Annotated in this window: 15 protein-coding genes; 6 read left to right on the top strand and 9 right to left on the bottom strand. The window is 65.7% G+C overall.

Going from position 1 to position 13164, the window contains the following annotated elements:
• Nucleotides 1-67: 67 nt before the first annotated feature.
• Both AB0L58_RS39290 and AB0L58_RS39285 read right to left on the bottom strand, forming a co-directional pair.
• Nucleotides 68-319, bottom strand: a complete 252-nt coding sequence (locus tag AB0L58_RS39290; RefSeq protein WP_364395702.1) for a hypothetical protein — start codon at nt 317-319, stop codon at nt 68-70.
• Between the two features lie 102 nt (nt 320-421).
• A complete protein-coding gene (locus tag AB0L58_RS39285; protein WP_364395700.1) occupies nt 422-1111 on the bottom strand; it encodes a TetR/AcrR family transcriptional regulator in 690 nt (229 codons plus the stop codon).
• 136 nt (nt 1112-1247) lie between these two features.
• On the opposite strand from AB0L58_RS39285, the gene AB0L58_RS39280 reads away from it, so the two are divergent.
• Nucleotides 1248-2195 (top strand): oxygenase MpaB family protein, encoded by a 948-nt coding sequence (locus AB0L58_RS39280; RefSeq protein WP_364395698.1) that lies wholly within the window; start codon nt 1248-1250, stop codon nt 2193-2195.
• A 406-nt stretch (nt 2196-2601) separates the two neighbouring features.
• Entirely contained in the window at nt 2602-3141 is a 540-nt protein-coding gene (locus AB0L58_RS39275; RefSeq protein WP_364395696.1) for a hypothetical protein, read from the top strand.
• 42 nt (nt 3142-3183) lie between these two features.
• Here the strand turns inward: AB0L58_RS39275 and AB0L58_RS39270 are convergent, their stop codons facing one another.
• Entirely contained in the window at nt 3184-3429 is a 246-nt protein-coding gene (locus AB0L58_RS39270) for a DUF3017 domain-containing protein (RefSeq protein ID WP_364395840.1), read from the bottom strand.
• Nucleotides 3430-3641: 212 nt separating this feature from the next.
• Between AB0L58_RS39270 and AB0L58_RS39265 the strand changes: the two genes are divergently transcribed.
• Nucleotides 3642-4193, top strand: coding sequence for a carboxymuconolactone decarboxylase family protein (locus AB0L58_RS39265; RefSeq protein WP_364395694.1), 552 nt, complete (start codon nt 3642-3644; stop codon nt 4191-4193).
• Here AB0L58_RS39265 and AB0L58_RS39260 read toward each other — a convergent pair.
• Nucleotides 4180-5082: an SDR family oxidoreductase gene (locus AB0L58_RS39260; protein WP_364395692.1), complete on the bottom strand. Its 903-nt coding sequence runs from the start codon at nt 5080-5082 to the stop codon at nt 4180-4182. The genes AB0L58_RS39265 and AB0L58_RS39260 overlap by 14 nt on opposite strands.
• Nucleotides 5083-5186: 104 nt before the next feature.
• Here AB0L58_RS39260 and AB0L58_RS39255 point away from each other — a divergent pair, with 104 nt between their 5' ends.
• Complete coding sequence (locus tag AB0L58_RS39255) at nt 5187-5780, top strand: helix-turn-helix domain-containing protein (protein WP_364395690.1); 594 nt, start codon at nt 5187-5189, stop codon at nt 5778-5780.
• Nucleotides 5781-5806: 26 nt separating this feature from the next.
• Nucleotides 5807-6271, top strand: coding sequence for a tRNA (cytidine(34)-2'-O)-methyltransferase (locus tag AB0L58_RS39250; RefSeq protein ID WP_364395688.1), 465 nt, complete (start codon nt 5807-5809; stop codon nt 6269-6271).
• 143 nt (nt 6272-6414) lie between these two features.
• On the opposite strand, the gene AB0L58_RS39245 is transcribed toward AB0L58_RS39250, so the two are convergent.
• Genes AB0L58_RS39245 through AB0L58_RS39235 form a run of 3 tightly spaced genes read right to left on the bottom strand, consistent with a single transcriptional unit; the run spans nt 6415 to nt 8417 of the window.
• Nucleotides 6415-6645 carry a DUF167 domain-containing protein gene (locus AB0L58_RS39245; RefSeq protein WP_364395686.1) on the bottom strand — a complete coding sequence of 77 codons (231 nt, stop codon included), beginning with the start codon at nt 6643-6645 and terminating at the stop codon, nt 6415-6417.
• Nucleotides 6602-7747: a DUF4349 domain-containing protein gene (locus AB0L58_RS39240; protein WP_364395684.1), complete on the bottom strand. Its 1146-nt coding sequence runs from the start codon at nt 7745-7747 to the stop codon at nt 6602-6604. The genes AB0L58_RS39245 and AB0L58_RS39240 overlap by 44 nt, the downstream gene beginning before the upstream one ends.
• Before the next feature lie 31 nt (nt 7748-7778).
• Nucleotides 7779-8417 carry a TetR/AcrR family transcriptional regulator gene (locus tag AB0L58_RS39235; protein ID WP_364395682.1) on the bottom strand — a complete coding sequence of 213 codons (639 nt, stop codon included), beginning with the start codon at nt 8415-8417 and terminating at the stop codon, nt 7779-7781.
• 107 nt (nt 8418-8524) lie between these two features.
• Between AB0L58_RS39235 and AB0L58_RS39230 the strand changes: the two genes are divergently transcribed.
• Entirely contained in the window at nt 8525-8923 is a 399-nt protein-coding gene (locus AB0L58_RS39230; protein WP_364395680.1) for a nuclear transport factor 2 family protein, read from the top strand.
• 4 nt (nt 8924-8927) lie between these two features.
• On the opposite strand, the gene AB0L58_RS39225 is transcribed toward AB0L58_RS39230, so the two are convergent.
• Nucleotides 8928-12290, bottom strand: coding sequence for an error-prone DNA polymerase (locus AB0L58_RS39225; RefSeq protein WP_364395678.1), 3363 nt, complete (start codon nt 12288-12290; stop codon nt 8928-8930).
• A gap of 68 nt (nt 12291-12358) precedes the next feature.
• On the bottom strand, nt 12359-12814 hold the full coding sequence (locus tag AB0L58_RS39220) for a hypothetical protein (RefSeq protein WP_364395676.1): 456 nt from the start codon (nt 12812-12814) through the stop codon (nt 12359-12361).
• Nucleotides 12815-13164 lie beyond the last annotated feature (350 nt).

The raw sequence follows: 13164 nt of genomic DNA, 5'->3' as shown, positions 1-13164 counted from the left end.
AGGCAGCGTTGATGATCCGGGTCGTTTTCGTTCAGTACGGCAACGAGCGGACCTGTGTCGCAGACGATCACTCGCCTTGTTTAGCACGTTCCTCACGGAGCAACTCTTCCGACCTCGCCGCGAGATCAGGCTCGGCATTCATGATGCCAGCAAACGAGAGGTGTCGACGTCGTTCGCCCTTGGGCTCGGCGGCAGAGCGCCATTGAGGAGTATCGGTGACGACCAACTGCAACGCGACGGCCCTCAGCGCATGCGCTTGGTCCGGCGTCAGCCGATCGACCAAGCGATGCAGGTCGTCGTAGTCGTGCGCTGCGGTCATGGCGTGGATTCTAGTGCGCAAACAAAAGTCTTGCGTGCAAGCAAAGTCGACGGGCCCGCCGGATGGGTATCGATGCATAGTCGTGCTTCCCGGGCCGGGCCGTCATTCGGCTGAACGCACGGCGGGCGCGCCGACGAGCAGTTGGACGATGGAGTGGACGAAGGCTTCCAAACGCTGGCGCGGATATTCCTCAGGTGCGCTGACCGCGAGTCTGCCGAGCATTTCGGCGACACTCAGCACGGCATTGGTGAGCAGGGCGGAATCCATTCCCGCCCAACGTGGATCGAGTGCGATGCCCGCGCGGACCAGGGATTCGGCCTGAGTGAAGACACCGGTGCGGGAATCGGCGAGTGCCGCACGGTACTCGTCGGGGGCGCTGCCGGGGGTGGCGAGGATCAGCCGCCAACGCGTCGGATTCGCCAGTGCGACACCGACGAACGCTTCGACGGTCGCCGAGGCCGCGACCACCGGATCGGCGCCGAGCAGATCGGTCGGCAAGGTGGCGGCGACCTGTTCGATACCGCGTTCGCGTTCGCGTTCCAGCAGGGCCGCAACGAGTTCCGCACGAGTCTTGAACACGGTGTAGAGCACCGGCTTTCCGACGCCCGCCTCCTGCGCGACCGCCTCCATACTCAGTTGGTGCAATTCCGTCCGGCTCAATACCGCATAGGCGGCGTCGAGCAGTTGGACGCGACGTTCCTCGGGAGGTAGGCGCGGCGCATACCGCCGTCGCGGCCGGTCCGGTGCGGTGCGCGATTGCGTCACTGTCGTTTCACCTCCATCCGCCTCCATCCTGTCAGCACGGTTTCCGGCTGGGGAATCCCACCCGCGAATAAATGCTACGGGACCGTTGTATTGACTGACCGCAATTGCTACGGTTGCGTTGTATTCGCCGATCCGGGCGGGCCAGCAGGCAAAGGAGCAGCAGATGGCCTTCGATCCGACCACCCTTCGCCGGGACGACTACGGGTTCTTCGGCCCGGATTCGCCCAGCTGGAAGATCTGGACCGCGCCGACCGCCGTGATCGGCTTCCAGCGCGCGGTAGTCCTCGAGCACTTCGATCCGTTCCTGACCGCGGCCGTCGCCGATTCGCAGGGCATCTACACCGACCCGCGCAGCCGTCTGGACCATACCTTCGCCTACTTCCTGCTCGTGGCTATCGCCGACGGCCGCACGGCCGTCCAGGCCGCGGAACATCTGATGCAGGTGCACGCGCCGATGACCGGGATCGAACCGATCAGTGGCCAGCGCTACAGTGCGAACAGTCCGGAGACCCAGCTGTGGATCCACATCACCGGCTGGCATTCGGTGCTCAAGGCGTACGAGGTATTCGGTCCCGGCCCACTCGCCCCGGAGGAAGAGGCACGCTACTGGCGCGAGTGCGCGATCGCGGCCGAACTGCAGACCTGCAAACCGGAGGAGGTGCCGCGCTCCCGCGAGGAGGTGCGCGCGTACTTCGCGAAGGTGCGACCACGCCTGTGCACCTCCGAGCGTGCCGAGGCGGGCATGCACCACCTGCTGTGGACCTCGCCGCGCAACGGAGCTGGTGTCGGCTATGCCCTCGGCAGTCGGCTGCTGTCCCTGGCTTCGGTTGCCACGCTGCCGAAATGGATGCGCGAGCTCGGCCGATTCGATCGCTGGGGAATCGTCGATCTGCTGGTCCGACCGGCCGCCAAGACCATCGTGTCGGGCAGCGCCGCGTTCAACTCGTTCGGCCTCATCGCCGCCGCACCGTACATCGCACCGATGGCGGGTCGAATTCTGGCGCAGCACCTGAAGGGTGAGCCACCGGCGCGACCGGAGACGATTACGCCGAGCGAGGCGCGGCAGTTGTACGGCGGGCGCGGGCGGCGCGCGATAGCCGAGGTCGGCTAGCGGGCGGCGCGACGTGCCGCTTCGATGCGGTTGATATCGACCTCGATCCAGTCGCGCTACCGCCCCGCCACACCTGGGTCGCCGCCCACGCGAGCGCATTGTATTCACCGAGCGATACCCGTCGAGCCAGAGCTGACGCCACGCTCGGCACTGATGCAATGGTGGCTCCGCGAGAGTACGGCGCCACCATTTCGCTGTGCTCGATCGGAAACCTCTGCATCGGCGGATGCCGACGAAAGTCGTTGCGTCTCAGTCGACACCGAGCCCGAATGGTGACGCATAGGGTTGACGTCGGCCGATGGATGCCGCCTTGACTCGGGCAGTCGCCGATGTGCAGACTGGCCGACATCGCACCGTCTCGACTCGGCGGGCATTCCGGTCCATGGACGACATCGGGGGTATGACCATGCGTATTCATCGTGCCGTACTGACATTCGCGCTGCTCGGCGCGGTGTTCACCGGCGTAACGGCATGCTCGGACGAGCCGACCGAAACCACCAGGGCGGCGGCATCGATAACCACGCTGCCATCGGCCTCGACCGTGCTCGGGCCGCTCGGCTTCGGCAAGCTGCGGCTCGGGATGAGCCGCGGCGCGGCCGAGGCCACCGGCGAAATCGCGGCCTTCGACGACACCAACGATCCGCCCGGCTGCGGCCGCTATACCGCACGAGCCGGTTGGCAGGGTTTCACCAACAGCGGCGAAATCGTCGCGATCATGCCCGGCAAACTTCCGGTCCGCACCCCGGAGGGCATCGCCGTTGGCTCCACCGTCGACGAAGTGCGCGCCGCTTATCCCACGCTCGAGATCGGTTACAACTGGAGTTCCGCCGCGGTCCCCGACCAACCCGCGCGCTACGGCTTCCTCGGCATCTACCGGAATATGCCCGCCGATGCCAAGGTCACCCAGTTGATGCTCTACAACGACCGGGACACCTGTCACAACTGAGCGGTTCGATGTCGTGGCGAAAATCGTTGCGCCGCTAAGGCATCAGCCGATGCCCAAGGTATTGATCGTGGCGGCGATGAAGACGATGGCGGAGCCGAGCAGGCTCAGTGCGGCGACATCGAACGGCTTGCTGCGCACTGCGAGCAACCCGACCCTGGCCGTCGGCAGACAGAGCCGGAAGGCGGCCGCGAGCAGGGCCGCGCCACCGAAGAACAGCGCGCCGCGGCGCCAGCGGTCCCAGGCCACGAAGACGACCGCGAGCAGAATGACCGCCGTCACGACCAGCATAGGCAGGTGGCAGCGCAGGAACTGCGCACCCAGGCTGGTCCGGTCGGACTGCCGTTCGGCGGCAGACGAGTCAACGTCGGTCACGCCTTCGATTCTTGCAGATGGCATACGGCCGCTCACACCACGGCAGACCCGATCGGACATTGCCTCCGACTACTACGCGGCATAGTTTCGACAGAAAGAGATTCATCCGGCACAAGGGGGTACAGACAATGCGAGCGCTTTCCCGGATTCGGCACTACCTGCAGGCGATTCGGCAGGCGAAGCGGAATCGATCCGACCTGTTCGGCTGGCTCGCCCGCCGACCGCAAATCCTTTTCGGCACAATCGGATACGAAACGGCGCTGCTGTGCAGCAATAGACTGGATCCGAAGCTCAAGGAGCTGGCCGAACTGAAGACGGCCGGACTCGTGAATTGCGAGTTCTGCCTGGATATCGGCTCGGCGCTGGCGCACTCGAGCGGACTCACCGAACAACAACTGCGCGACCTGCCGCGCTATCGCACCAGCAACGCCTACACCGACCTGGAAAAACTCGTCATCTCCTTCGCCGAGGCCATGACCGCCACCCCGGCCGTCGAACTCGCGGACCTGCGCAGCCAACTGCTGACCCACCTGTCCAAAGGACAGTTCGCCGAACTGACGGCCACCATCGCCTGGGAGAACCAGCGCGCCCGCCACAACCAGGGCCTCGGCGTGCGCCCGACCGGGATGGCGGAGGGCATGGCATGCGCCATCCCGGAGCGGGCCGCTATGGAGCGTTGAAGTAGTGCCTCTGGTCGAGGTCCTCGATGAGGCCGGGATGGGTCGGCTTCCAGGTCAGCAGTTCCCGGGTCCGCGCACTCGAGGTCGGATTGTCCAGCGCGACAAGGCGACCCAGGTAGCCGAAGTGTGCGTCCGCCTGCTCCGCCGGGATGCCGGCTACCGGCAGGTCCAGATGGCGACCGATCGCCGCGGCGATCTCACGGAAGGGCACGCCTTCGTCGTCGACGGCGTGTAACCGCGAGCCCGCGGGAGCCGTTTCCAGCGCCACTCGGTACAGGTGTGCGGCATCGAGTGTGTGTCCGGCGGGCCAGCGGTTGTTCCCCTCGCCGACGTAGGCGGCGACGCCCTTGTCGCGGGCGATGGCGATCAAGGTCGGAATGAAGCCGTGCCGGTCGAGTGAGCTGTGCACGGTCGGCGGGAGCCGCACGACAGCCGATCGAACCCCGCGGTCCGCGAGCGCGACCACCGCATTCTCGGCGTCCACCCGCGGCCCCGCATCGAGCGTGTCGATTTCGGTTCCCACCCCGGTCAGCCCGGCGAGCAGGAGCGTGCCCGATGTGCTCACGAAGGGTTTGCCGGTGCCCGCGAGCGCAGCGCCGATCGTTTCGATAGCGCGCAAATCGGCCACGACCGCTCCGGCGTAGTCGCCGGTCTGCATGGCTTCATGCTTGAAGGCCAGGTGGATGACGCCGTCGGCGGCGGCAGCGGCTGCGCGCAAGTTGTCGAGATCGTCGAGATCTCCTCGATGAACCGCGGCACCTGCCGCCACCAACGTGGCGGCTGATTCGTTCGAGCGAGCCAGGCCGACGACCTCGTGTCCGGCGTCGAGCAATTCGGGGATGACCGCGGAGCCGATGTGTCCCGATGCTCCGGTAATGAAAATGCGCACGGAAGTACTCCAAGTCTTTCGATTTCTGCGCGAGGCAGTGATGTCAGTGACTGTCATCAACAGTACCCGCGATGACAGCCACTGTCATCAGATAGGATCGGCGCATGAGTCGCTGGGAGCCCAATGCGCGCGGCCGCCTCGAACAATCGGCTCTGGAGCTGTACCGCGAGAACGGGTTCGAGAGCACCACCGTCGCCGGGATCACCAAGCGTGCGGGGCTTACCGAGCGAACGTTCTTCCGGCATTTCGCCGATAAGCGCGAGGTCCTGTTCGCGGGGGCCAGCGCGCTCCAAGAGGCCCTCGTGCGTGGGGTGCACGACGCGCCCGCTGCCATGCCGCCGATCCAGGCGATCGCCACGGCACTGACCGAGGTGGCCGATACCGTATTCGAGCAGCGCCGTGAGTTCGCCCGGCAACGCCAAGCCGTTATCGCGGCCAATGCCGAACTTCAGGAGCGCGAGCTGATCAAGCTCGCAAGACTCGCCGCCGCGCTGGCCGAGGCGCTACGCGGGCGCGGCGTAACCGATCCGGCCGCGAGCCTGGCCGCCGAGGCGGGCATCGCCGTATTCAAGATCGCCTTCGAGAGCTGGGTCGCCGACAGCGGCAAGCGCACCCTGTCGCAACTCATCCGAGAATCGGTCGAGGAATTGAAACTCGTGACCGGCGCGCGGGACCTGCCCGATGTCGTTCCTGGCTAGCCCGAGCGACCTGGTTGACTGCACTGGTGTTTCGTTTGATGTTTCACGAGCCCGCGATTCCCGGAAATACCGGCAATGCGATTCGACTCGTCGCGGGGACCGGCTGTGAACTCCATCTGGTCGAGCCGTTGGGGTTCGACCTCTCGGAGGCGAAGTTGCGGCGGGCCGGATTGGATTACCACGATCTGGCCTCGGTGACGGTGCACAAGAATCTGGCGGCTGCGTGGGCGGCGGTGCGGCCCGAGCGGGTGTTCGCATTCACGACCCAGGCGAGCACGCGGTATACCGATGTGGCGTACCGCGAGGGTGATGTGCTGTTGTTCGGCACCGAACCGACGGGGTTGCCGCCGGAGGTGCTCAACGATCCGCACGTCACCGATCGACTGCGCATTCCGATGCTGCCCGGCCGCCGCTCGATGAACCTGTCCAATGCCGCCGCCGTCACCGTCTACGAGGCTTGGCGCCAGTTCGGATTTCCCGGCGCTGTGTGACCGTGTCGCTCAACCCGATTCGGCGATCGCGGCGGCGCCGATCTCGCGGTCGGTGATCGACGCGGCGACACCGGAGACGCCGAGCGCTCCTTCGGGTCAGCCGCACAATCGACGCAACGACTCGAAGACCTCCTGCGCGGCGTTCAGAGGTCCACTTCGAAGCGTTTGAAACGGGAGGTTGCGCCTGCCGCGAGACGGACGGCGGTTTTGGGGACGCCGTAGTGGTCGGCGAGGAGTTCGATGGCGGCCTTGTTGGCCTTGCCTTCCACGGCGGGGGCGCGGACATACAGTTGGAGGGTGCCGTCGTCGAGGGTTTCGACGAGCGGGCCCTTACGGCTGTTCGGTTTGATCGTTGCCCTTACGACCGTCGGCACCCTTATCTCCTGTCGTCCCAGTGCTTTTCCCCGTCCCTGTACCTTTCCCCGTCCCTGTACCTTTCCCCGTCTCAGCGCCTTTCCCCGTATCAGCGCCTTTCGCTGTCTCAGCGCCTCTTCCCGCCTCGGCGGCTGAACCGGTGCCAGCGCCCGCACCGGTCTCAGCACCGGCACTTTCCGCCGCAGTCACGCCCGCACCGGTCGGGGCCCCGACCACAGCCTTACCCTCCTCCGATTCTGCCGAGGAGTCGCGCTTGCGACCCCGAACCGCCCGCACGACACCCCACACCACCGCGCCGAGCAACACGACGAACCCGAGCCACGGAATCGCCTTGCCGGTGAATACCACCGCGTCCTTCAGCCAATCCACCAGCGAATGCCAGCCGGAGACGATGCCGTCCCAGAAATTGGTCGGCCCTTCGTCGGATTCCTTGTCCTCGCTGGTGATGTCGATGGTGAGGGTGGACAGCGCGACCTGATCGTCGAGGTGTCGCTTCTGCGCGGTGAGGCTGTCCAGCTCACCCTGCCGACTCGACAGCGCCTGTTCGGCGGCAATGAGATCCGCCGTGTTGGTCGCACCGGCGATGAGGGTGCGCAACCGGTCGACCGAGGCCTGCAGCGCCTTGATCCTGGCGTCGAGGTCCTCCCACTGCATGGTGACGTCGTCGCGGTTGGTGCTGATCCGGGTGACCCGGCCGACCCCACCGAGGCCGTCGATGAACTTGTCCGTCTTATCCGCCGGTATCCGCACGGTGAGCGTGGCCTCCGGATCGGCGTCACCGGTCCCCGGCTGCTCGGTGCGGCTGTCGACCCGGCCGCCGACCTCGCGCACCCGATCGGTCACCTGACCACCCGCCTTGATCGGATCATCGGCGGTGATGTCGATGCTGCCGGTGATGACCTCCTTGCGCGCCTCGACGGTGGTCCCGCCGGTATCCCCCTTCGCCGGAGAACCCTCGCGCAGACTCGGGGGCGGCGCCATCGGCGCGACGGTCGACATGCTCGACCGGCCCGAACCGGCCTTGTCGTCGTTGTCATCACCACAGCCGACCAGCAACGTCAAACCCAGCAGGCCGATCACCAGCACAGCAAGCTTCCGCATGGACGCAGGGTAGCCGCTGCGGCGAATTCGGTCACGAAGCTCGATGCGGACCATTTCCGAATGTCGAAGGGACACCGACCAATTTCACGAGGAATCGTTCGATCTGCTCGGCGAGCGGTGGCCAGGTCTGGCCGGGTTCGTTGAGCCGCATCGACACCGCGCCGTGCACCGCCGCGCGCAGATCCAGCATGACCGAGACCGGGTCGTCGACGGGTACCAGACCGGCATCCATACCGCGCCGGATCGCGGCGACCGTGCGTTCGGTCAGTTCCCGCTTGAAGGGCATGGCCGCGCGCTGGTTGAGAGTGCTCTCGTGCAGCACCTTGTACATGCCCGGATGGCGATAGGCCCAGTCGCCGAGGACACGGATGCGAGCGCGCAGTTTGTCGACCGGATCGTCGACGGCGGCCTCCGCGTCATCGATCGCGCGCACCAGATCGCCGTGATAGCGCTCCAGTGCGGCCAACACCAGTGCATCTCGATCGGCGAAATGCAGGTAGACCGATGTTGCGGCACTGCCGATTTCGCGCGCGACCGCACGCATGGACAGGGCCTGATCATCGCCGAGTTCATCCAGCAGCCGGATCGCGGCGTCGATGATCTCCGCACGCAATCGGCCGCCGTGGCCGCGCGGATTGCGACCGCGTCGGGTCGTCGGGTCGGAGGTCATCAAGGGATTGTAGCCGGACATTCGTAGCGCTACAGTTGTAGCGCTACAGATGTTCAGTTACCGATGGCGACTGCTTGCCGGTCGCTCGAAAGATCAGAGATATGCCCATGACCAGCTCTTCGGTAGATCCACAGCTCGAATCGAATAAGCAGACCGTCCTCGCGTTCTACGAAGCCGCGTTCAATGCCAAGGATTTCGAAGCCACCGCCGCGTTCTTCGGCGCGCGGTATATCCAGCACAATCCGGAGATCGCCGATGGCTTCGACGGACTACTCGCTCGCCTCACCGGCCTGAAGGAAGGTGCACCGAAACTTCGCGTCGAAGTGAAACACATTGTGGCAGAAGGAGATTACGTGGTCGCCCACGTGCACGGCGTGCGCGAACCCGGCGACCGCGGGCTGGCGATCATGGATATCTTCCGCCTCGCCGACGGAAAGCTGGCCGAACACTGGGATGTCATCCAGCCGGTTCCGGAGCAGGCCGCCAATGCGAACGGAATGTTCTAAAGGCTCAACGGAAGTCGCGGGATTTCGAATCGACGCGCAGGTCCATGCGCTGCAGATGTTCGGCGACGACACTGACCGCACCCTCGGCATTCTGGACGCGGCCGCGGATGAGCAGGGCGGTGGCACTCTGGGCCAGACGGCGATAGCGGGTCCACAGGCCCACCGAGCAGACGACATTCACCATGCCGGTTTCGTCTTCCAGATTGAGGAAGGTGACACCGGCGGCGGTGGCGGGGCGTTGACGATGCGTGACGGCGCCGCCGACCAGAACGCGGGAGCCGTCGGGCACATCGAGCAAACCGGCGGCGGGGATGACACCGAGCGCATCCAGTTGCTGGCGTAGGAATTCGGTGGGATAGCTGCCCGGGGAAATACCGGTGGCCCAGACGTCGGCAGCGGCGAGTTCGAGGTCACTCATGCCGGGCAGGGCGGGTGCGGTGGTGGCGGCACCGGTGCCGGGGAGGCGGTCGGGGCGTTCACCCGCCGCGGCGCCCGCCGCCCAGAGCGCCTCGCGTCGGGTAATGCCGAGACAGCCCAAAGCGCCTGCGGTGGCGAGGGATTCGGCTTGGACGACGGTGAGTTCCACCCGTCCGGTCAGGTCGAGGAAAGAGGTGTACGGGCGGGTCGAGCGGGCGGCGACAATGCGTTCGGCGAGGTCGGTGCCGATATGGCGAATCGTCGCAAGGCCGAGCCGCACCTCGTCGCCATGGTTTTCGAGAGTGGGTTCGGCGCGGCTGGCATTGATATCGGGTCCGCGCACCAGGACACCGTGCCTGCGGGCGTCGGCGACCAGCGACTGCGGGGAGTAGAACCCCATCGGTTGAGCACGCAGCAATCCGGCGCAGAAGGCCGCCGGATGGTGCAGTTTGAACCAGGCCGAGTAGAACACGATCGAGGCGAAACTCTGCGAATGGCTCTCCGGAAAACCGAAATTCGCGAAGGCATACAGCTTTTCGTAGATGCGATCGGCGACTTCGCCGGTAATGCCGTGCAGATCGCGCATGCCCTGATACAGCCGGTCCCTGAGGCGCTCCATGCGTTCCGGTGAACGCTTGGAACCCATGGCGCGGCGCAGCTGATCGGCCTCGGCGGCGGTGAAACCGGCGACATCGATGGCCATCTGCATGAGCTGTTCCTGGAACAGTGGCACGCCGAGCGTGCGTTTCAGCGAATTCTTCAGCGCGTCATGGTCATAGCGCACCTGCTCGTCGCCATTGCGGCGGCGGATGTAGGGATGCACCGAACCACCCTGGATCGGGCCGGGGCGGATCAGCGCCACCTCCACCACCAGGTCGTAGAATTTCCGCGGCTTCAACCGGGGCAGCGTGGCCATTTGCGCGCGCGACTCCACCTGGAACACCCCTACCGAATCGGCGCGCGAGAGCATCTCGTAGACAGCGGTTTCCTGCAGGTCCAGCTTGTGTAGTTCGACGGTTTCGCCCTTGTGCTCGCGCACCATATCGATCATGTAGTGCAGCGCGGAGAGCATGCCGAGGCCGAGCAGGTCGAACTTCACCAGATCGATTGCGGCACAATCGTCTTTATCCCACTGCAGTACGCTGCGGCCGGGCATGCGCGCCCATTCGACCGGGCAGACATCGGCGATGGGCCGGTCACAGATCACCATGCCACCGGAATGAATGCCGAGATGCCTTGGCAGACCTTCGATTTCGGCGGCCAGCTCCAGCACCTCCGCGGGAATATCGGTACCGGTCTCGGTGCCGACCCCGGTCCAACGGCTCACCTGTTTGCTCCAGGCATCCTGCTGTCCTGGCGAAAAGCCCAGTGCGCGTGCGGCATCGCGGACCGCGGACTTACCGCGATAGGTGATCACATTCGCCACCTGCGCGGCATATCCGCGACCGTATTTGGTGTAGACGTGCTGGATCGCCTCCTCGCGGCGATCGGATTCGATATCGATGTCGATATCGGGCGGACCGTCACGCTCCGGGGCGAGGAAGCGTTCGAACAGCAACTCGGCGGCGATCGGGTCGACATTGGTGATGCCGATCGCATAGCAGACGGCCGAATTGGCCGCCGAACCCCGGCCCTGGCAGAGGATGTCGTTATCCCTGCAGAAGCTGACGATATCGTGCACAACCAGGAAGTAACCGGGAAATTTCATCGCGTTGATAATCGCGAGTTCGTGCTCGATCTGCCGATACGCCTCGGGATTTCCCGACGGCGGACCGTAACGCCGAGCGGCACCCGTAAGGGTGAGTTCACGCAGCCAGGAAGCCTCGTCGTGGTTATCGGGCACGTCGAACGGCGGCAGGCTCGGCGCGATCAATTTCAGATCGAAGGCGCATTCGCGGGCGAGCGTCACCGCATTCGCCACCGCCTCCGGACAGGCGGCGAACAACTGCGCCATCTCCGCACCGGAGCGCAGGTGCGCGCCACCGGTCGGCGCCAACCAGCCCGCGATATCGTCCAGGCTCCGGCGCGCCCGGATCGCCGCGAGCGCCATGGCGCGACGGCGTTGGGCGGGAGCGGCGAAATGCGCCCCGGTGGTGGCCACCACGGGCAGACCGAGGCGATCGGCCAGGGCGATGAGGTGGGCGTTGCGTTCGTCGTCCTCTGGAATGCCGTGATGGGTGAGTTCCATGCTCACCCGGTCGGCGCCGAAACGCTCCGTCAGGTCACGCAGGGCAGCCTCGGCACGCCCGAGACGGATGTCTCCCGCTTGCAGATCGCGGTCGAGGGCTCGGCGCACATGACCTTTGCGGCATCCGGTCAGAATGTGCCAGTGCCCACCCGCCGCCGCGGTGAGCGCGTCCAGGTCGTAGCGGAGGATGCCCTTCTCGCCCGCGGCCATATGCGCGGCCGCGATCTCGCTGGAGAGTCGGCGATAGCCCTCTTGACCGCGGGCGAGCACCAGCAGATGCGGACCGGCCGGGTCCTGCGACCCGGTGCGCGGCGCCGAATCGGGTGCGCCGACATGGCCGAGCGAATTGCCGAGTCGCGGTGCGTCTTCCGCGGCGCCGAGCGACAATTCGGCCCCGTAGACCGTCGGGATACCCCATTCCTTGGCCGCCTCGAAGAAGCGCACGGTGCCGTAGAAGCCGTCGTGATCGGTGAGCGCGATCGCCTCCAACCCGAGCCGCACCGCCTCCTCCACCAACTCCTCCGGCTGGCTCGCACCGTCGAGGAAGCTGTAGGCCGAATGCGCGTGCAACTCCGCGTACGGCACCACCGGACCGTCAGCTGGTTCGACCGATTCGGGCCGGTAATCCCCGCGCTTGCGCGACCAGGCCGGACTGTCGCCGCCGTCGCCCGGATACATCGCGTCCGGATTCGTCGGCCCCGGCCGACCGGACAGCACCCGCTCCAGCTCCGCCCAGGTCGGCGGGCCATTGCTCCAACCCATGACACATCACCTCCGCACATACTCGAACATACATTCGAATTGCGCGAGAGGTGTGCACACCCGCCGAATCAGGCGGCCGAGAGTGGATCCGTCGACTTCACGGCCAGCGCGACCTCGACCTTGTCCAGACTGGTGCGGATCACGGCGCCATAGGCGTCGTTGGCGAGGACATCGAGATGGCCGCGAGCGATGGTCAACTGCATATAGGCCACATCGAAGTCGCCCACCCGACGGTGACTGTCGGCAAGGTTGAGGTAGAGCGAGGGCAGGAATCCGCGTAGCCCCTCATCGAGCGGAACGCCGGGACCGAAGACCGCGGCCAGCGCGCGCTGATCCCAGTGCAGCGCGGCTTCGGCCGTGTCCTGCAGATCGGCGAGGTGGTGCGCGATTACACAGCGCTGCAACGGATCTCCGCCGTCGCCGAGCTCGTCCCACAGTTCCGCCAGCATCCGCCGCGCCGCCTCCGGATCACTGCCGGAGAGCCGCACCGCGGCAAAGATTTCCGCCATCCGATCGTCCGCCATGCGCAGAGTATCGCACATATGTTCGATAGATTCGAGGGCGGTTCGAACACCTCGGCGCGCCCCGATTCGAGCGTCCGACGTAACACGGCGGCGGGGGCGAAGGACCCGAAGGCGTAGCCGTAGCGACTGCCTGCGGGTCGCTCGAAACGATCAACTTGCGCGACCACGGAGGGCCCGCGAATGCCGCCGATCGAGCAGAGCCCACTTGGCAGTAAACTTACTTAAGAGTAAGTTCATGCCGACCCGACCTGCAAAGGAGTTTCAATGACCGTGTCAAGCCGCATCGCTGATCGGGGCTGGTGTCTCGATGGTGAAGGTGCGGTTGTCACGGATGAGTGCCCAGATGACGT

Origin of the sequence: Nocardia sp. NPDC052112, from assembly GCF_040680135.1 — a bacterium.
Lineage (GTDB): Bacteria > Actinomycetota > Actinomycetes > Mycobacteriales > Mycobacteriaceae > Nocardia.
The sequence above is the reverse complement of the archived record's forward strand: the minus strand, read 5'-3'. Positions and strand labels throughout refer to the sequence as shown.